Annotated in this window: 14 protein-coding genes and 1 pseudogene; 6 read left to right on the top strand and 9 right to left on the bottom strand. The window is 70.6% G+C overall.

The window, feature by feature from the left end; all coding sequences use genetic code 11:
- Positions 1-7: 7 nt before the first annotated feature.
- Positions 8-460, bottom strand: coding sequence for a TIGR03618 family F420-dependent PPOX class oxidoreductase (locus ACIBKX_RS14325; protein ID WP_363272084.1), 453 nt, complete (start codon positions 458-460; stop codon positions 8-10).
- 116 nt (positions 461-576) lie between these two features.
- Between ACIBKX_RS14325 and ACIBKX_RS14320 the strand changes: the two genes are divergently transcribed.
- The 4 genes from ACIBKX_RS14320 to ACIBKX_RS14305 all read left to right on the top strand — a co-directional run bounded on the left by ACIBKX_RS14320 (position 577) and on the right by ACIBKX_RS14305 (position 5,302).
- Positions 577-1,635 carry a vWA domain-containing protein gene (locus tag ACIBKX_RS14320; RefSeq protein ID WP_363272083.1) on the top strand — a complete coding sequence of 353 codons (1,059 nt, stop codon included), beginning with the start codon at positions 577-579 and terminating at the stop codon, positions 1,633-1,635.
- Positions 1,636-1,794: 159 nt separating this feature from the next.
- Entirely contained in the window at positions 1,795-2,046 is a 252-nt protein-coding gene (locus ACIBKX_RS14315; protein WP_363272082.1) for a hypothetical protein, read from the top strand.
- On the top strand, positions 2,043-4,175 hold the full coding sequence (locus tag ACIBKX_RS14310; protein ID WP_363272081.1) for a bifunctional polysaccharide deacetylase/glycosyltransferase family 2 protein: 2,133 nt from the start codon (positions 2,043-2,045) through the stop codon (positions 4,173-4,175). Before ACIBKX_RS14315 ends, ACIBKX_RS14310 begins: the two co-directional genes overlap by 4 nt.
- A complete protein-coding gene (locus ACIBKX_RS14305) occupies positions 4,172-5,302 on the top strand; it encodes an LCP family protein (protein ID WP_363272080.1) in 1,131 nt (376 codons plus the stop codon). Before ACIBKX_RS14310 ends, ACIBKX_RS14305 begins: the two co-directional genes overlap by 4 nt.
- Before the next feature lies 1 nt (position 5,303).
- Here ACIBKX_RS14305 and ACIBKX_RS14300 read toward each other — a convergent pair whose 3' ends face one another.
- From ACIBKX_RS14300 to ACIBKX_RS14290, 3 genes are all read right to left on the bottom strand, one after another.
- Positions 5,304-6,662 carry a phosphatase PAP2 family protein gene (locus ACIBKX_RS14300; RefSeq protein ID WP_363272079.1) on the bottom strand — a complete coding sequence of 453 codons (1,359 nt, stop codon included), beginning with the start codon at positions 6,660-6,662 and terminating at the stop codon, positions 5,304-5,306.
- 103 nt (positions 6,663-6,765) lie between these two features.
- On the bottom strand, positions 6,766-8,436 hold the full coding sequence (locus ACIBKX_RS14295) for an amidohydrolase (protein WP_363272078.1): 1,671 nt from the start codon (positions 8,434-8,436) through the stop codon (positions 6,766-6,768).
- 34 nt (positions 8,437-8,470) lie between these two features.
- Entirely contained in the window at positions 8,471-9,313 is an 843-nt protein-coding gene (locus tag ACIBKX_RS14290) for a mycofactocin-coupled SDR family oxidoreductase (RefSeq protein ID WP_363272077.1), read from the bottom strand.
- Positions 9,314-9,581: 268 nt separating this feature from the next.
- Here ACIBKX_RS14290 and ACIBKX_RS14285 point away from each other — a divergent pair, with 268 nt between their 5' ends.
- Both ACIBKX_RS14285 and ACIBKX_RS14280 read left to right on the top strand, forming a co-directional pair.
- Complete coding sequence (locus tag ACIBKX_RS14285; RefSeq protein ID WP_363272076.1) at positions 9,582-9,833, top strand: hypothetical protein; 252 nt, start codon at positions 9,582-9,584, stop codon at positions 9,831-9,833.
- 105 nt (positions 9,834-9,938) lie between these two features.
- Positions 9,939-10,397 (top strand): GreA/GreB family elongation factor, encoded by a 459-nt coding sequence (locus tag ACIBKX_RS14280; protein ID WP_363272075.1) that lies wholly within the window; start codon positions 9,939-9,941, stop codon positions 10,395-10,397.
- 1 nt (position 10,398) lies between these two features.
- Here ACIBKX_RS14280 and ACIBKX_RS14275 read toward each other — a convergent pair whose 3' ends face one another.
- The 5 genes and pseudogenes from ACIBKX_RS14275 to ACIBKX_RS14255 form a co-directional block, all read right to left on the bottom strand.
- Positions 10,399-11,322: a LysR family transcriptional regulator gene (locus ACIBKX_RS14275; RefSeq protein WP_363272074.1), complete on the bottom strand. Its 924-nt coding sequence runs from the start codon at positions 11,320-11,322 to the stop codon at positions 10,399-10,401.
- Between the two features lie 55 nt (positions 11,323-11,377).
- Positions 11,378-12,217, bottom strand: a complete 840-nt coding sequence (fdhD, locus tag ACIBKX_RS14270; RefSeq protein WP_363272073.1) for a formate dehydrogenase accessory sulfurtransferase FdhD — start codon at positions 12,215-12,217, stop codon at positions 11,378-11,380.
- Positions 12,205-13,524: an MFS transporter gene (locus ACIBKX_RS14265; protein ID WP_363272072.1), complete on the bottom strand. Its 1,320-nt coding sequence runs from the start codon at positions 13,522-13,524 to the stop codon at positions 12,205-12,207. Before ACIBKX_RS14265 ends, fdhD begins: the two co-directional genes overlap by 13 nt.
- 46 nt (positions 13,525-13,570) lie before the next feature.
- Positions 13,571-15,865, bottom strand: coding sequence for an FdhF/YdeP family oxidoreductase (locus ACIBKX_RS14260; protein ID WP_363272071.1), 2,295 nt, complete (start codon positions 15,863-15,865; stop codon positions 13,571-13,573).
- 319 nt (positions 15,866-16,184) lie between these two features.
- Positions 16,185-17,760, bottom strand: a pseudogene (locus tag ACIBKX_RS14255) (molybdopterin dinucleotide binding domain-containing protein).
- Positions 17,761-17,847 lie beyond the last annotated feature (87 nt).

Here is a 17,847-nt window from a genome sequence, read left to right as displayed (position 1 = left end):
CCCCCCGTCACCAGCCGGGGGGCTTCGCCGTACCCATGGCACGCGTGACGGTGATCTCGATGACGACGCGCTCGGGGTTCACCCGCGGCGGCTTGTACCGCTCGGCGTAGCGCTGTTCGGCGTCGGCGACGGACTCCGCGTCGTCCTTCACGACCGCCGTGCCCTCCAGGGTGCACCAGCGGCGCCCCTCCACCTGGCTGACCGCCACCGGGGCGTCAGGACCGGCGGCGCGGACGTTGCGCACCTTCTTGCTGCCGCCGCTGCTGATCACGCGGGCGATGCGGGTCCGGGGGTCGTAGGTGACGCCGACGGGCACCAGGTGCGGTGTGCCGTCGGGGCGTCGCGTGGTGAGGAAACAGACCCTCCGCTCCTGCCAGAAGGAGTCGTCCGGAGAGGCGGTGGGGGAGGCGGCAGGGGAAGTGGCGGGGGAGGGTGCCGATGCGGCTGGTTCGCTGGTCACGGGCCGAGTCTAGTTCGCCCTCGGTTGCTCCTCGACGGCGTCCGAACGCCGTTGTCAGTGCCTCCTCCTAGAGTGAGATCACTTGGTTCGGCAGGCCTCGCAGAGGGAGTAAAACCATGTCCAGCAACAGGATCCAGCACAAGGTGAATCACGTCGCGCTGGTGGTGGACTGTTCCGGTTCCATGCGACCCCATCAGGGCCAGCTCATTCGTGTCGTGGACGAATTCGTGGCGGGCCTCAAGGCCGAATCGGACAGCCTCGGCCATGAGACGCGGATCAGCCTCTACTCCTTCGACCACAGGGTCGAGAATCTGGTCTGGGACATGGACGTGAAGCATTTGCCGTCCATGCAGGGCCTTTACCGGGTGAACAACGGAGCGACGGCCCTCATCGAGGCCTCCCTGAAATCCCTCGACGACCTGGGACACATATGGGAGGGGTACGGCGAGCACAGCTTCCTCCAGATCGTGGTGACGGACGGCGAGGAGAACGCCTCGGGCGGCGACCGGCGGCACGACGGCGACATGGCCATCCTCGGCCCCTGGCTCGACAAGATCACGGCGAAGATGGGCGGGCTTCCCGGCCACTGGACGTCCGCGATCCTCGTGCCGAACTCGCTGGCCAAGCGCACCGCGCAGAACTACGGCTTCCCGGCGGGCAACATCGCCATCTGGGACGCGGACTCCCATGAGGGCGTCGAGGAGGCGATCGGCACCGTGCGCGCCGCCGCCACCAGCTTCCTGCGGGCGCGCGAGCAGGGCGTGCGCGGAACGAAGAATCTGTTCGCCGTCGGACAGGACGTCTCCCTCGACGAGGTGCGGGCGAATCTCGAACCGATTCCGGCGAACAAGTACCGGCTTCTGAAGGTCGACAAGGAAGCCGAGATCCGGCCCTTCGTCGAATCGTATCCGGGCGTGACGTACGAACGCGGTGCCTGCTACTACCAATTGGGCGCCCGAGTCCAGGTCCAGCCCGACAAGGAAGTCATCGTCGTCGAGAAGGACACCGACCGCGCCTATACGGGCGACGCGGCGCGCAGTCTTCTCTTCGGTTCCGGAATCCACGGGACCGTATCCGTGAAGGCGGGAAACAATCCCCAGTTGGAGGTCTATGTGCAGAGCCGTTCGGTGAACAGGAAGCTCAAGCCGAAGACCCGCCTCCTCATCATGCTCTGAGTGTTCGAGTAGGGTCGGGGGCTGCGTTACGGCGGACCCACGGGTCCGTACCCCCCACACAAAGAGCCGCGCGTGCGCGGCCGCATCTCAGGAGCACCAGTGCAGGGCATCCCCCACATAGCCGGCACACCGCACGACGGGCGATCGTCGCCCGCAGGCATGCCGTACCCCCGGGCCGCCGACCCCGGACTCCCCGTGTTCATCGACGAGCCGGGCTGGCGCCGACGCGCGCTGAAGGGCATGGCGCTGGTCGTCAGTTGTGCCTGCCTCGGCTATCTGCTGTTCGTCGGCATGGTGGTCAGCGGCCTCTGGCAGCCGGTCGGCGACCAGCCGCCGAGCACGGCGAGCACGGACGGACAGGTGCCCGCCGGCAGATCCGTCCCGCCCCCGGCCGGAGGCCAGAGGCAGTGAGGCGGCGTACCGCAGGCGGCCGACCGCCGCGCGGACACTGGCTCGTGCTCTTCCTGGTGCTCCTGGTGGTCGGCGTCGCCCTCCTCTTCGAGGGATGGACGACCCACCAGGTCGACGCGGCACGCACCAAACCACCCTGCACCCGGCCGATCCCGCGCGAAGCCGACGACGGGAAGCCGCTGCTGCGGTTCGGCCCGCAGGGCGTGAGCACGGCGGGTATGCCGCGCGGGACCGTCGCCCTCACCTTCGACGGCGGCTTCGACCCCAAGTGGACGCCCCGCCTGCTCGACCTGCTGCGCCGACACCACGCGCAGGCGACCTTCTTCGTGTACGGGAAGGACGTCGCCCGGCATCCGAAGCTGATCCGGCGCATCCTGTACGAGGGCCACGAGATCGGCTCGTACACCTACAGCGGCGGCGACCTCGGCGTCGCCTCACCGCTGCGGGCCCGGCTCGAACTGGCCCTCACCCAGACCGCTCTCGCAGGCGCGGCCGGCGTCAACACCACCCTGCTGCGGCTGCCGCACACCACGGCGTCGGACACGCTCTGCGGCCCCCAGTGGCCGGCCGCCGAGCGCGCGGCGGAGCAGGGATATCTGGTGGTGGCGTCGGACCACAAGGACCGCAAGCCGTGGCGCGGCCTGGTCACCCAGCACAGCCAGACCGACCTCGGCTACCACGAGGCGCAGGATCTGCTGCGGGACCGCGGCGTGCAGCGGTTCACCACCGTCAGCGGCGGTCTCGGCAGGACCTCCTTCGTCGCATCGGTCCCGGTCGCCCAGGAGATCAAGGGCGAGGGACTGATCTGGTCGCAGCGGCTCGGGAAGGCCCTGCTGAGCGTGATGGTGTGGACGCTGACCCTGACGGGCGCCCTCGGCGTCCTGCGGATGCTCCTCTTCGCGCTGTTCGCCCGGCTCCACGTGCGCAGACTGCACCGGTACCGGCCCGGCGCGCCGAGGCTGCGGGAGGTGCGGGACCCGGTGACGGTGCTCGTGCCGGCGTACAACGAGGAGGCCGGTATCGCCTCCACCGTGTACTCGCTGCTCGCCTCCACCCATCCGCACTTCCAGATCATCGTCATCGACGACGGTTCGACCGACGCCACGGCGGACATCGCCGAGGACATCGACGATCCGCGCGTGACGGTGATCCGGCAGCCCAACGGCGGCAAGCCGAGCGCCCTCAACACCGGTCTGGCGCACGCCCGGCACGACATCGTCGTGATGGTCGACGCCGACACCATCTTCGAACCGGAGGCGCTCGCCCGGCTCGTCCAGCCGCTCGCCCATCCGGCGGTCGGCGCGGTCAGCGGCAACACGAAGGTCGGCAACCGGCGCCATCTGCTCGGCAAGTGGCAGCACCTGGAGTACGTACTCGGATTCAACCTGGACCGGCGGATGTTCGAGGTCCTGGAGTGCATGCCGACGGTGCCGGGGGCGATCGGCGCGTTCCGCAGGGACGCGCTGATGGGCGTCGGCGGTGTCAGCGACGAGACCCTCGCCGAGGACACCGACCTCACGATGGCGCTCTGGCGGGCCGGCTGGCGCGTCGTCTACGAACAGTCGGCGGTCGCCTGGACCGAGGTCCCGTGCACCGTGCGGCAGTTGTGGCGCCAGCGCTACCGCTGGTGCTACGGCACGCTGCAGGCGATGTGGAAGCACCGGCACGCGGCGGTGGAGGTCGGCCCCGCGGGGCGCTTCGGCCGGCGCGTCATGCTCTACGTCACGCTGTTCCAGATCGTCCTTCCGCTGTGCGCGCCCGTCGTGGACATGTTCGCCCTGTTCGGGGCGGTGTTCCGGGACCCGGTGGAGGCGGCCCTCGTCTGGTTCGGGTTCCTCTCCGTCCAGCTGGTCACCGCCGCGTACGCGCTGCGGCTCGACCGGGAGCGGCTGCGGGTGCTGTGGGCGCTGCCGCTCCAGCAGTTCATCTACCGGCAGTTGATGTACCTGGTGGTCATCCACTCCGTGACGACGGCGCTGCTCGGCACCCGACTGAAGTGGCACAGCATGAAGCGCACCGGAACCGCCGACCCGTTCCTGCTGGAAGCGCCGCAGGGGGAACCGGAAGGCGGCCGTGCGAGTCGGAACTGGGAGTTGACCAAGGGGATCGACCAGGGGAGTCGGCCATGAGAGACCCGCTTGACCAGCGGGCCGGAGCACACACCATGCCCACGGGGGAGACCTTGTCCGTGGCGGAGTACGACGACTCCGCCGCGCGGGAGCGGTTCGCGGAGCGGCCCAGCTCCCGCTACGGGCCCCGGCGCGCCCACGCCCGGCAGCCGAAGAAGAAGCGCAGGAGGCTGCGCCGGGCGGTGCTCGTCCTGCTGGCCGTGGTGACCGTCGCGGCGGGCGGCACGTACGGCTGGGCCGAGACCCGGCTTCAGCGTGACGTCGACCTCGGCGCGTACGGGGACCGGCCACCGCCCGGCGAGGGCACCAACTACCTGATCGTGGGCTCGGACAGCCGCGAGGGGCTCTCCGACGACGACGTGAAGGACCTGCACGCGGGCGGCGGCGGGGGCAGGCGCACCGACTCGATGATGCTGCTGCACACCGGCGCCCACGGCACCAGCATGGTCAGCCTGCCGCGCGACTCCTGGGTCACGCTGCCGGGCCGCCTCGACACCACGACGGGCAAGACCAAGCGGCCCGAGGGCGACAAGCTGAACGCCGCCTTCTCGTACGGCGGTCCCGAGCTGCTCGTGCACACCGTCGAGCAGAACACCGGACTGCGCATCGACCACTACGCGGAGATCGGCTTCGCCGGGTTCGTGAACATCGTCGATGCCATCGGCGGCGTACGGATCTGCCTGGACCGGGACATCAAGGACGAGAAGTCGGGCGCCGATCTGCGCAAGGGCTGCCACAGCCTGAGCGGCAAGGAGTCGCTCGCCTTCGTCCGGCAGCGGCACCAGGAGAAGGAGGGCGACCTGGGCCGGTCGAAGAACCAGCAGAAGTTCCTGTCGGCGCTCGCCGCCCAGGCAGCCCGGCCCGGCACCCTCTTCGACCCCACCGAGATCGGCCCGGCCATGCAGGCCGGTCTTGACACGCTCATCGTCGACGAGGACATGAGCCTGCGCGATCTCAGCAGGATGTTCCGCGCCGCGCAGAACGTCACCAGCGGAGGCGGCAAGCAGATCAACGTCCCCGTGTCCGGGATCGGGGTCCCCACCCCCAAGGGCAACGTACTGAAGTGGGACCCCGAGAAATCGGCCCGGCTCTTCGACGATCTGCGGCACGACCGCCCGCTGGGCTGAGTCAGACCGGTTCGGGCTGCGGCTGCGGCGACCGGAGCGTGGGCGCGGGCTTCCGCTCCCACGCCCCGGTGGTCCGCACATAGCCGTAGATCACGGAGACCATCGACAGCAGGACCAGCGGGCCGAACACCCACGGGTGTCCGGCCATCTCCATCGGCAGGAAGCGGTACGACACCAGGAGCGCCGCGAAGACCACGGTGCCGTAGCCGACCAGCACGAGCCCCGAGCGGTCCCAGCCGCGGTCGAACGTGCGCAGGCCCGCCTCGACGGTGAGCGCGAAGACGATGCCGGCGACGAGGTCCACGCCGTAGTGGTAGCCGAAGCCCAGCGTCGCGCTGAGCGTGGCGACCAGCCAGAACGTGCCCGCGTAGCGCAGCAGCCGCGGCCCCTTGCGGGTATGCACGAAGATCGCCGTGGCCCAGGCCGTGTGCAGGCTCGGCATGCAGTTGCGCGGGGTGATGCCGTCGTACGGCACCGGGTGCGGGGCGGTGATCGACGGCAGCGTGTGCGGCCACAGGTCGGCCACCGCCCACTCCACGCCGCCGGTGCCGGAGGTGCCCGGACCGTAGGCGAAGATCGGGCCGACCACCGGGAAGATCATGTAGAACGCGGGGCCGATGAGCCCGATGAGCAGGAAGGTGCGTACGAGGTGGTGGCGCGGGAAGCGGCGCTCGGCCGCCACGTTCCGCAGCTGGTACAGCGCGGCGACGATCGCGGCCACCGCGAGCTGCGCGTACACCAGGTCGAGCACATGGGAGCCGACCGGACCGATCGCCTCAAGGGCCCGGCCCGCGAGCCACGACGGGTTGCCCAGGGCGTGATCGGCGGCCGCGACATACGGGTCGAGCACGGTCGGGCGGGTCTTCGACGTGATGAGCAGCCAGGTGTCACCGGTCTTGCGGCCCGCCACCAGGAGCAGCCCGAGCCCGACGCCCTTCAGGAGCAGGACCCGTTCGGCCCCGGTTCGGCGCGTGATCGCGACGACCGCGACGCCCAGCATCGCCCACAGCGCGCCGTTCCCGAAGAACTGCCCTTCGGGTACGTCGGCGTCGACCGCCCACCGCACAAGAACGAAGACGACGTCGATGCCGACCGCGGCACCGGCGGCGATCAGCCGCTCCCGCCGGCTGAGCACGACCATCGTCAGCGCCAGACCGCCGTACAGCGGCCCCGGCTTGGGCGGGAAGATCACCTCGCGCGCCTGGTTGGTGATCGGCCCCGGCACTCCGCCGTAGCGCCGCGCGGCGATCTCCAGGGCGATCAGGAACCCGAGGGCCACGAGGCCTGCCGCGGCCCAGATGAGCACACGCGGCTGACGCCAGACGGCGGGGTTGGCTCTGCTGTTGTCCCGCGGAAGCATCCGCGAACCTATGGGTATCAATTGTCGGCCGATTTGTTGGGTGGGCACGCGTCGAGAGGCCGATCATCCCATCGGGCCGGTCCGGGCGGTGCCGCGGGCTCCGTCAAGCCCGTGACGGGGCCTGTGCCCCGGCGTCGTAGACCTGCTCGCCCTCGACGAAGGTCCGCCTGACCCTGGTGCCGTGCACCTCGGTGATCGGCACCTCGAAGGGGTTCCGGTCGACGACCACGACATCGGCGAGCATGCCGGGCTCGATGCGCCCGACGCGGTGCGCCATGCCCTCCTGGCGCGCGGAGTTGACCGTGAACAGATCGAAGGCCTGCGCCAGCGTGATCGCCTCGGACCCGCCGAAGCGGTCGGTGCCGCCGCCGGGCTCCTGCCGGGTGACGAGCGTCTCGATGGCCGACCACGGGTTCACCGACGGTACGACGCACCAGTCCGACCCCGGCACCACCAGCGCGCCGGACTCGAGCATCTCGCGCACCGGCCACGCGCGTTCGACCGCGTCCCGGCCGACGGCGGCCGCGATGTCGGAGCAGATCGGGGAGGGCCGCCACAGATAGGGGGAGACCTCGAAGGTCGCGCCGATCCGCGCCGCGCGCGCGAGGTCGGCCTTCGCCACGAACGTGCAGTGACCCACGTTGTGCATGCAGGGGCCGGGCCCGTTGGCCGCGCGGGCGGCCTCGATCGCGTCAAGGGCCGCCCTGACCGCCGCGTCGCCGGCAGCGTGGAACTTGACCGTGATGCCCATCCGGTCGAAGCGCGTCACCGCGTGGTCGAGCACCGCCGGTTCGATCGCGAGCATCCCGTGCCGGCCGGCCTCGTCGCCCCGTCCGCCCGCCGTGTCCTGGTACGGCTCGATCATGGCCGCCGTGTGGCTGTCGGTCGGCACCCCGTCGAGGAAGATCTTCACGCAGTCGGGCGTGATGTGAGGGCTCGCGCACAGGTTCCGGTTCGCGATCACCTCCTCGCACAGCGGGTCGTGCGGAGACCACACCAGGCTCAGGCGCACCCGCTGCCTGACGGCTCCGCGCGCGGCGAGACGGGTATAGGCGCGTAACTCGGAGTGCGGCCCCGCGGTGAACCCGACCGCGGCTTCCGTGAACGACGTGATCCCGTGGGAGAGCATCTCGCCGAGGGACCACTCCAGGGCCGCCTCGACCTCGTCGTCGCCGGGCCTGGGCGCCGACGCGGCGAGCAGATCGGCGGCCGTCTCGCGCTGGATGCCGCTCGGCCTGCCCGCGGCGTCCCGCTCGAAGAAGCCGCCCAGCGGGTCCGGTGTGCCGGGGCCGATGCCGCCGGCCGCGAGGGCGGCACTGTTCGCCCACGAGCTGTGGCCGCTGGTGTCCTCCAGGATCACCGGATGGTCGGGGGCGACCGTGTCGAGCATGGTCCGGTTCGGGGTGCCGCCGAGCGCGGAGGCGTCCCACTGCCCGCCGAGGACCCACGATCCGGGCGCGGCCCGCGCCACGTGCTCGGCCACGACGCGCAGGGTGTCGGCCAGGCTCGAACCCTGCGGGATCTTGCAGCGGCGCTCACGGACCCCGGCGTAGATCGGATGCACGTGCAGGTCGTGCAGGCCGGGCAGGACGGTGTCACCGGCCAGGTCCACCACCCGGGTGCCGGGGCCGCGCCGCCGCAGCACTTCCGCGCCCCCGCCGACCGCGTCGATGACACCGGCGCGTACGGAGAGGGCCTCGGCCCAGCCGGATTCCGTCCGGACGTACCCGCCCAGCAGAATCGTGTCCGCGGTGTCGGCGTATCGGTCGTTCATGACGCTCCACCTCCGGCAGGGGCCGGTTCAGCGCTCAGCGGCGGTTGATGAATCCGGCGTCCACGGGCAGCGTGACGCCGGTGACGTAGCGGGCCTCGTCAGAGGCCAGCCACAGGACGGCATGGGACACGTCGACCGGCTCGACCGTCTCCACCGGCAGGGCGTTGGGTGCCGTCTCGGAGAGGATCGGGTCCTGGGCGACGAAGTCGACCACGGCGGGGTCGGTGACCATGCGGGTGGCCACTCCCGTGGGGTGCACGGAGTTCACCCTGATGCTGTGCGGGGCGAGGTTGTTGGCGTACGTACGCATCAGACCGACCATGCCGTGCTTGGAGGCGGCGTAGCCGAGGCCGCCGTTGCTGGCCCCGCCGATGCCGACCAGGCCCGCGGTGGAGCTGACGAGCACGATCGAGCCGCCCCGCTCGGCGGCGATCATCGACGGTATGGCCACCTCGACGGTGTGGAAGGTGCCGGTGAGGTTCACGTCGATGGCGTCGTGCCACGCCTCCAGCCGGTCCTCCACGAGGAGCGGCGCGATCCCGGCGTTGGCGACGACGACGTCGATCCGCCCGAACTCGTCGAGCCCCGCGTCGTACGCCTCCTGGAGGGCGGCCCGGTCGCGTACGTCGGTCTGCCGGGCCACGACGCGGCGGCCCAGGTCCCGCACCTCATCGACCGCTTCCGACAGCTCCTCCGGGGTCGACAGCGGGTAGGGCACGGTGTCCACCGACCGGCACAGGTCCACGATCACGAGGTCGGCACCCTCCTCGGCGAGGCGCCGGACATGGCTGCGGCCGAGTCCGCCCGCGGCACCCGTCACGAACGCCACTTTGCCGTCAAGGCGCCCCTGCCCGCTCCGAGTTCCCTCGTCCCGCATCTCGGGGCTCCTCGCTGTGTGGACCGCCGGTTCTGCCCTTTCTGCCCTGGATAGCAGCGGTGGAGCCAGGGCGGCAATGCCCGCCGACGGGTTGTCCCGGAACCGCCGCTCGCACCGGCCACCGGCCATTCCGGCTCCGCTTGCAGAGGCGGGCACATCGCGATTCAGTGGGACAGATCCCCTCAATACCTCTCAATGCCCCTCAATACCGCCCATCAGTGAGCACGCCTGGGCGCACCGGCGCCGGGTGTTCCACCAAGGAGGACACATGGCGGGTCACCACAAGTCCAACCGGAAAGTCGAAGGCAACCCGGACACGGACCACAGCCGGGGAATGCCCCGGCGGCCCGACGAGGAGGAACTGGAGCGTCGTACACGCGAGGACGAGCGCGAAGCCGGCATTCCGGTGACGAAGCGGCAGAGCGGCGAGGAGCAGTACGAGGCGGCGCAGGCCGAGGTGGACCGCGAGGCCGGCCTGGGCGAGATCCGGACGGGCAAGAGGAAGCCCGACGCGACGTGATCCGTGGGCGGCGGCCGGCCCGCACACCTCTCGCGGACCGGACCGGACCGGACCGCCGCCCAGCCACAGCACAGCACACAGGACAGGACCGCCCCAGGAGCAGTGATGACCGCAGAGCCCCAGCCGATCAGTGCCACCGCACGGCGCGCACTCGAGAAGGAGCTCGCCGATCTGCGTACCGAACGGAACGCGGACGCCGCGACGCTCCAGGACAACCCCGAGACGGGGGACCGCGCCGACCAGGCCGACGAACTGCGGCGGCTGGCGGTGATCGGGCGGCTCGACGACCGCATCACCGAGATCACCCTGCGGCTGCGCCAGGCCGACGACGCGGGACCGCCCTCGACCGACGAGGTCGGTATGGGCAGCACGGTCACCCTGCGCTTCCCGGACGGATCGCTGCAGACCGTGGAGATCGGCGAGGTCGCGGAGCCGCTCGACCCGACGATGGTCACCTACGACAGTCCCATCGGCCGCGCGCTGATGGGCCACCGCGCGGGCGACAGCGTCAGCTATGTAGCGCCCGGCGGGGCGGCGGCCGTGACGATCGTGTCGCTCGGCTGACTCAGGGCGGATCCCCCGGCAGGCGTTCCAGGGCGGCCGCGACGTCGGTCTGCCGTGCGGTCGCCGTGAGCGCGCGGGCCATGACCGACTCCGGCTCCCGCGCGGCGACCACGAGGCCCACCGGCACCGTCCGCTCGGGCTCGACCATCGGCACCGCCCGCATGCCGTGCGGGACGCCGAAGACATGCAGCCACGTGTGCGGCACGATGCTCGCCCAGTGGCCCGTGCGGACATGGGCGAACAGCGCGGCCACCGAATCGGTCTCGACCCGCGGCGCGGGCCGCAGGCCCGCCTCGGCGAACAGCTCGTCGAGCACCTGACGCCCCTGCATCGCCCCGATCAGCAGACACAGCGGCAGCTGGGACGCCTCCGCCCAGGTCGCCGACTGCCGCTGTGCGAGGCCGTCGGCGACGTCGGTCAGCAGGACGTACCGCTCCTGGTACAGCGGCACCGACCGGAAACCGTCGCCGAGGTCCTTGCGCAGATAGGTGATTCCGGCGTCGATCTCGAAATCCCGCAGCTGGCGGAGGATGTCCTCGGACCTCAGGTCCGCTATCACTTCCACGGTGACCAGCGGATGCGCCGCGCAGAACGGCGCGGTCAACAGCGACACGGCACCGGACGCGGTCGGCACCGAGCCGATCCGCAGCCTGCCGCTCAGACCGGTGCGCAACGCGCCGACCTCGTCCTTCAGCGCGTCCCGGTCGGCCAGGATCCGCTGCGCCCGCATCACGATCCGCTCGCCCTCGGGCGTGAGCCCCTCGTACTTCCGGCCGCGCCGGACCAGCGGCACGTCCAGCTCCTCCTCCAGTTTCCGGATCGCCTCTGACAGGGCGGGCTGGGAGACGTAACAGGCCTGCGCGGCACGGGCGAAATGACGCTCCCTGGAGAGGGCCACGAGGTATTCGAGTTGGCGAAAGAGCACGTCAAGGGTCTACCGGAACGCGCGGGGCAATGCCAGTTTCCCGGGAACGCCCGTTTCACGCCGTGCCGGGCAGCGGCCCTACGCGCTCGAACCCGGCGTACACGTTCATCGACGTACCGCGAAGGAAACCGACCAGCGTCAGCCCGTTGTCCGCGGCCAGGTCCACGGCGAGCGAGGACGGCGCGGAGACGGCCGCCAGCATCGGGATTCCGGCCATCAGCGCCTTCTGCACCAGCTCGAAGGAGGCCCGGCCGCTCACCATCAGGACCGTCCCGCGCAGCGGAAGGAGTCCCGACCGCAGGGCGTGGCCGATCACCTTGTCCACGGCGTTGTGCCGGCCGACGTCCTCGCGCAGGCACAGCAGCTCGCCGTCCGCGGTGAACAGCCCCGCGGCATGCAGCCCTCCAGTGCTGTCGAACACCCGCTGGGCGGCCCGCAGTTGATCCGGGATGTCCGTCAGCGTCGCCGGGCGGACGCGCAGCGGGTCATCGGCCACGGACCACGCCGCCGAGGTGCGTACGGCGTCCAGGCTCGCCTTGCCGCACAGCCCGCACGATGACGTGGTGTAGAAGTTCCGCTCCAGCGACGCGTCGGGAGCGGCCACGCCGGGGGCCAGGGCGACGTCCACCACGTTGTAGGTGTTGCCGCCGTCGGCCGTGGCGCCCGCGCAGTAGCGGATGCCCGCGATCTCGTCGGCGGCGTGCAACACCCCCTCGCTCACCAGGAATCCGGCCGCCAGGTCGAAGTCGTCGCCCGGCGTGCGCATGGTCACCGTGAGCGCACGCCCGCCGACCCTGATCTCCATCGGCTCCTCGGCGGCCAGGGTGTCCGGCCGCGGCGAGGCGACTCCGTCGCGGATGCGCAGCACCCGGCGCCGGGCGGTCACGCGTCCCATGACGCTTCTCCTCTCCTCGTAGCTCTCCTCGTAGCTCTTCTCGTAGCTCTTCTCGTAGCTCTTCGCGTGGTTCTCCTCATAGTTCTTCTCGGGGCCGTGCTCCGGCGGCTGTGGCGTGCGGTGACGACCAGGCAGAGCAGGCCGACGGCCGCCATGCCTGCCAGCAGGTGGTGGTAGGGAGCGGCCCCGGCTCCGGCGGCGAGGGCCAGCAGGAGCGGCGCGAGAAAGCCGCTGTGGGTGGCGCCCTGATAGACGAACGCCGTGGAGGGGCAGGCCTTGGGCCGCGCGAGCCGCTCCATCTCCATCAGCCCCGAGGCCAGCGCGAGCCCGTACCCGGCGCCGAGCAGCACGGCCGCGGCGAGCACGAGCCCCGCGGAGTCCCGCTGGACGGCGAACGCGCCGAGCGCGAGTCCGCCGATGACGGTGGCCATCGCCGCCAGGGTGGCCCGCGCGCTGTGCGCATGGTCGAGCCAGGCGGCCAGGGGCTGCACCGCGATGCCCGTCGCGAGGGTCAGCGCGGCCACCAGACCGCTGAAGACCGGTGCGAATCCGGGCACTTGGTCCGCCACCAGCGGCGGCAGCACGACGTACGCGACGGTCGCGGCACCGAAGACCGCGGGGGTGGCGGGCAGCACCACCCAGCGGAAGCGGGGGCTTCGGAAGGGGGCGTGGTGCGGGGCGGGCCGGGGTGGGGTCGTTGGGGCGGCGGGTGAGGTCTCCGGCGCCGGAGTTTCCGGTGTCGTCTCCGTCGCCAGGGTGGTCGCGCCGAGCGCCAGCAGGGCCAGTGCGCAGTGGATGAGGCAGGGCAGCACCATCGGCCGCGGCAGCCACTCGGCGGCGGCGCCCGCCACCAGCGCGCCGGTGGCGAATCCGCCGCCGGTCGCGTACGTCGCACGCCGCTCGCCCACGTCCGGGCGCCCGGCCCCGGCGGACAGCTCCCGAAGCCACCGGGTCCCCGCGGTCAGGATGACGCCCGCCGCGACTCCGGTGGCGAGGCGGCTGACGTACACGAGGCTCTGGGAGACGGGAGCCGCGGCGAGCAGGGCGCTGGCGGCGGCGGACAGGGCGAGCGCGGGCCGGACCACGCGCCGCCTGCCGAAGCGGTCCGCGGCCATGCCGCCGAGCAGCAGACCGGGCAGCAGTCCGATGACGTACATCGTGAACATGGCGGCGACGGGAAGCGCGGCCCAGTGCTCCTGGGTGCGGTACACCACCGAGAGCGGGGTGAACTGGTTCGCGCCCCAGGCGGCGGCGAACACCGCGGCAGCAGCCGGGAGCCGGCCGCGAGGGGCGCGAGACGCGGGCATGCGGGACAGCACCTTTCTGGAGGTGGAGTTTCTTGGGGGAGGGGGCTCAGCGCGGCGGGGTCTGGGCGGGGTCCAGACGCACCACGACCGCCTTGGAGGTGGGGCAGTTGCTGATGTCGGCGACGCTGTCCAGCGGGACCAGGACGTTGGTCTCGGGGTAATAGGCCGCTGCGGAACCGCGACTGGCGGGATAGGCGACGGCCCGGAACCCCTCCGCGCGGCGTTCCCTCCCGTCGTGCCAGACGCTGACGAGATCCACCAAGTCCCCGTCCTCGATGCCCAGTTCGGCCAGGTCGGCCGGGTTGACGAGCACGACGCGGCGGGCGTTGTGGATGCCGCGGTAGCGGTCGTCGGGGGCGTACCAGACGGTGTTCCACTGGTCGTGCGAGCGCAGCGTCTGCAGCAGCAGATGCCCCTTGGGCACGTCCGGCATCGTGAAGTCGTTGCAGGTGAAGACGGCCTTGCCGCTGGGGGTCCGGTAGACGCCCGCGTTCACCGGATTGGCCAGATGAAAGCCGCCCGGCTCGGCCACGCGCGCGTTGAAGTCCTCGAAGCCAGGTATGACACGGGAGATCCGGTCCCGGATGGTCCCGTAGTCCGCCTCGAACTCCTCCCAGGGGATGGCGGGTTCGTCGCCCAGCGTCGCGCGCGCCATCCGCGCGATGATCGCGACCTCGCTCAGCAGATGGGGCGACGCGGGCGGCAACTTCCCCCGGGACGCGTGCACATCGCTCATCGAGTCCTCGACGGTGATGAACTGCTCGACGCCGTTCTGTACGTCCCTGTCGCTGCGGCCCAGCGTCGGCAGGATCAGGGCGGTGTCGCCGCACACCGTATGGGACCGGTTGAGCTTGGTGGAGATGTGCGCGGTGAGCCGGCAGCCGCGCATGGCCTCCTCGGTGACCGCGCTGTCGGGGCTCGCGCGGACGAAGTTGCCCGCGACGCCGAGGAAGAACCTGGCGCGCCCCTCGTACATGGCCCGGATGCCGTTCACGGCGTCGAGCCCGTGACGGGCGGGCGGAGTGAACCCGAACTCGCTCCCCAGGGCGTCCAGGAACGGCTGGGGCATCCGCTCCCAGACGCCCATGGTGCGGTCGCCCTGCACATTGCTGTGGCCGCGCACCGGGCACACGCCCGCGCCGGGTCTGCCGATATTGCCGCGCAGCATCAGGAAGTTGATGACTTCGCGGATGGAGGGAACGCCGTGCTTCTGCTGGGTGAGGCCCATCGCCCAGCACACGATGATCTTCTTGGCGCCGAGCACCCGGTCGAAGAGCTGGTCGATCTCCTCGCGGGACAGTCCGGTCGCCTCGTGGACGTGGTCCCAGGAGACCTTGCGGGTGTGCTCGGCGAACTCCTCGAAGCCGGTGGAGTACGTGTCGATGTACCGGTGGTCGAGGACCGTGCCCGGCGCCGCGTCCTCGGCCTCCAGGAGCATCAGGTTCAGGGCCTGGAACAGGGCCAGGTCGCCACCGGCCCGGATGTGCAGGAACTGGTCGGCGATGGCCGTGCCCTTGCCGATGACGCCGCGCGGCACCTGCGGGTTCTTGAAGCGCATGAGCCCGGCCTCGGGCAGCGTGTTGACCGCGACGACCTGCCCGCCGTTGCGCTTGGTCTGTTCGAGCGCCGACAGCATGCGGGGGTGATTGGTGCCGGGGTTCTGTCCCACGACGAAGATCAGGTCGGAGTCGTGGATGTCGTCCAGCGTGACACTGCCCTTGCCGGTGCCGAGCGTCTCGTTCATCGCGCAGCCGCTGGACTCGTGGCACATGTTGGAGCAGTCGGGCAGATTGTTGGTGCCGTAGGCGCGGGCGAAGAGCTGGAGCAGGAAGGCGGCCTCGTTGTTCAGCCGCCCGGAGACGTAGAAGAGGGCCTCGTCGGGGGAGGCCAGCGCCTTGAGCTCCCGCGCGAGCAGCCCGAACGCCTCGTCCCAGCCGATCGGTTCGTAGTGTGTCGCACCGGGCCGCTTGACCATCGGCTCGGTCAGCCGGCCCTGCTGGTTGAGCCAGTAGTCGGACTTGCCGTCGAGCTCGGCTATGGAGTGCTCGCGGAAGAAGTCGCGGGTGACGCGGCGTGAGGTGGCCTCGTCGTTGATGTGCTTGGCGCCGTTCTCGCAGTACTCGTTCCTGTGCCGCTTGCCCGGCGCGGGCTCGGGCCAGGCACAGCCGGGGCAGTCGATGCCCTCGGCCTGGTTGATGTTGAGCAGGGTCAGCGCGGTGCGCCGTACCGATGTCTGCTCCAGGGAGTACCGCAGCGCGTGCGTGACGGCGGGGACGCCGGCGGCCCAGGTCTTGGGCGGGGTGACGGACAGCTCGTCGCTGGGGTCCTCGATGGTGGTCATGGTGTGCGCTGCCTCTTTCTTCTTTTCCGCTGTCCCGTGAAATGTCCGGTGCCCGCTGCTTGAGCAGCTTCCGCCGGGTGCGCGGTCCACGTCAAAGCGGCGTTTTCGATGACGTGATAGGCACGGCTTATTGCCGCAACGTCCCTGCTCACGGGAGTGATGATGACCGGATAGCCCCCGCCGATCACGAGATCGGAAACCCCTCTTTGATTTCCCCGGGGAATCCCCGAAAACTGATGCGAGGGAAATGGAACCGATCTGCATGAAACGGATGGACGAGAAATGTCCGTGTGACGCCGTACGAAGAGGCGTGTGCCGCTCAGCCAGTGGGGCTCGGGCTGATGGTGACCTTGACGTGCTTCATGATCGGCTGGTCGCTCTGGGTGCTGTGGTCGATCAGCGCGCACAGGACGTTCATCTCGGGCATGTACCCGGCCGCGCAGCCGCGCGGGATGTCGTACGGGATGGCGAGATAGCCGTCGAGCCTGCGCCGGCTGCCGTCCTTGGCGGTGCTGGTGATGTCGACCGGGTCGAACTCGTCGATGCCGCGCTCGCGCATGTCGTCCTGGTTCATGAAGACGAGGGTGCGCAGGTTCTTGATGCCGCGGTAGCGGTCGTTGTCGGAGTAGATGGTGGTGTTCCACTGGTCGTGGGAGCGCATCGTGCCGAGCGCGAGGGTGCCGGGGTCGGGCACGACGTCCGGCAGCGGGGCCGAGGAGAACTCGGCGGCGCCGGACGGGGTGAGGAAGACCAGCTCGCGGGCCGGCTGCTTGATGCGGAAGCCGAGCGGAAGGCGTACCCGGCGGTTGAAGTCCTCGAAGCCGTCGAGGGCCTGGGCCATGGTGTCGCGGATGCGGTCGTAGTCCTCGACGTACCACTGCCAGGGGGTCTCGCTGTCGGGCAGCGCGGCGCGGGCCATGCCGGCGACGATCGCGGGCTCCGAGAGCAGCTGCGGGGAGGCGGGGCGCTTCATGCCGACCGACAGATGCACCATGCTCATGGAGTCCTCGACGGACGTGGACTGCAGGCCGCCGCGCTGATGGTCCTTCTCCGTACGGCCGAGGCAGGGCAGGATGAGCGCCTGCCGCCCGTGGACGAGGTGACTGCGGTTCAGCTTGGTGCTCACCTGCACCGTCAACTCGCAGTTGCGCAGGGCCTCATAGGTGTACGGGGTGTCGGGCGCCGCGAGGGCGAAGTTGCCGCCCATGCCAACGAACACCTTCACGTCGCCGCGCTTCATCGCCCGGATGGTGGCGACGGTGTCCAGGCCGTGCGCGCGGGGCGGGTCGATCTTGCAGACCTCGGCGAGCCGGTCCAGGAACTCGGGGGAGGGGCGGTGGTCGATGCCGCAGGTCCGGTTGCCCTGCACATTGCTGTGCCCGCGCACCGGGGAGGGCCCGGCACCCTCGCGCCCCAGATTGCCGCGGAGCAGCAGCAGATTGACGATCTCGCGTACGGTGTCGACGCCGTGCTCGTGCTGGGTGACCCCGAGGCACCAGCTGACGATGCTGCGGTCGGCCTCGCCGTAGACGCGGGCCATCTTGAGGATGACGTCGCGGCCGACGCCGGACTGCCGCTCGATCTCCTCCCAGGAGGTGGCGGCACACGTACCGCATCGGCTCGGTCAGCCGCCCCTGGTCCTCCAGCGCGAAGTCGCTCCACTGGGACAACTCACTCACGGAGTGCTCGGCGAAGAACTCCCGCCCGACCCGCTTCCCGGTCATCTCCCACGTGACGTGTTTGATCCCGTTCTCGCAGATGTCGAGCTTCAGCCCCTTGGTGTCATCGGGCCAAGCACATCCGGGACAGTCGAAGCCACCGTTCTCGTGGTTCATCTTCATGATGGCCCGGGGCCCGTCGACCAGCTCCCGCTCCCGCACCAGAAAGCGGGTCACACTCTTGGCGGCGCCCCATCCGGCGGCAGGATGGTGATAGGGCCGAAACTCCGGCTCGCCCGCAGGCACGGGCCCGACCCTGCCCTC

The organism is Streptomyces sp. NPDC050658 (assembly GCF_044457025.1).
Lineage (GTDB): Bacteria > Actinomycetota > Actinomycetes > Streptomycetales > Streptomycetaceae > Streptomyces.
Note: the sequence above shows the minus strand (reverse complement) of the source record. Positions and strands in the feature narration are given on the sequence as shown.

What these genes read in the sequence shown, in the direction of transcription:
- ACIBKX_RS14315 (WP_363272082.1), top strand. Translation starts at nt 1,795, where the DNA reads ATGCCGTACCCCCGGGCCGCCGACCCCGGACTCCCCGTGTTCATCGAC.
- ACIBKX_RS14290 (WP_363272077.1), bottom strand. Translation starts at nt 9,313, where the DNA reads ATGCGGGACGAGGGAACTCGGAGCGGGCAGGGGCGCCTTGACGGCAAA.
- ACIBKX_RS14280 (WP_363272075.1), top strand. Translation starts at nt 9,939, where the DNA reads ATGACCGCAGAGCCCCAGCCGATCAGTGCCACCGCACGGCGCGCACTC.
- ACIBKX_RS14305 (WP_363272080.1), top strand. Translation starts at nt 4,172, where the DNA reads ATGAGAGACCCGCTTGACCAGCGGGCCGGAGCACACACCATGCCCACG.
- ACIBKX_RS14285 (WP_363272076.1), top strand. Translation starts at nt 9,582, where the DNA reads ATGGCGGGTCACCACAAGTCCAACCGGAAAGTCGAAGGCAACCCGGAC.
- ACIBKX_RS14265 (WP_363272072.1), bottom strand. Translation starts at nt 13,524, where the DNA reads ATGCCCGCGTCTCGCGCCCCTCGCGGCCGGCTCCCGGCTGCTGCCGCG.
- fdhD (WP_363272073.1), bottom strand. Translation starts at nt 12,217, where the DNA reads ATGGGACGCGTGACCGCCCGGCGCCGGGTGCTGCGCATCCGCGACGGA.
- ACIBKX_RS14300 (WP_363272079.1), bottom strand. Translation starts at nt 6,662, where the DNA reads ATGCTTCCGCGGGACAACAGCAGAGCCAACCCCGCCGTCTGGCGTCAG.
- ACIBKX_RS14260 (WP_363272071.1), bottom strand. Translation starts at nt 15,865, where the DNA reads ATGACCACCATCGAGGACCCCAGCGACGAGCTGTCCGTCACCCCGCCC.
- ACIBKX_RS14320 (WP_363272083.1), top strand. Translation starts at nt 577, where the DNA reads ATGTCCAGCAACAGGATCCAGCACAAGGTGAATCACGTCGCGCTGGTG.
- ACIBKX_RS14295 (WP_363272078.1), bottom strand. Translation starts at nt 8,436, where the DNA reads ATGAACGACCGATACGCCGACACCGCGGACACGATTCTGCTGGGCGGG.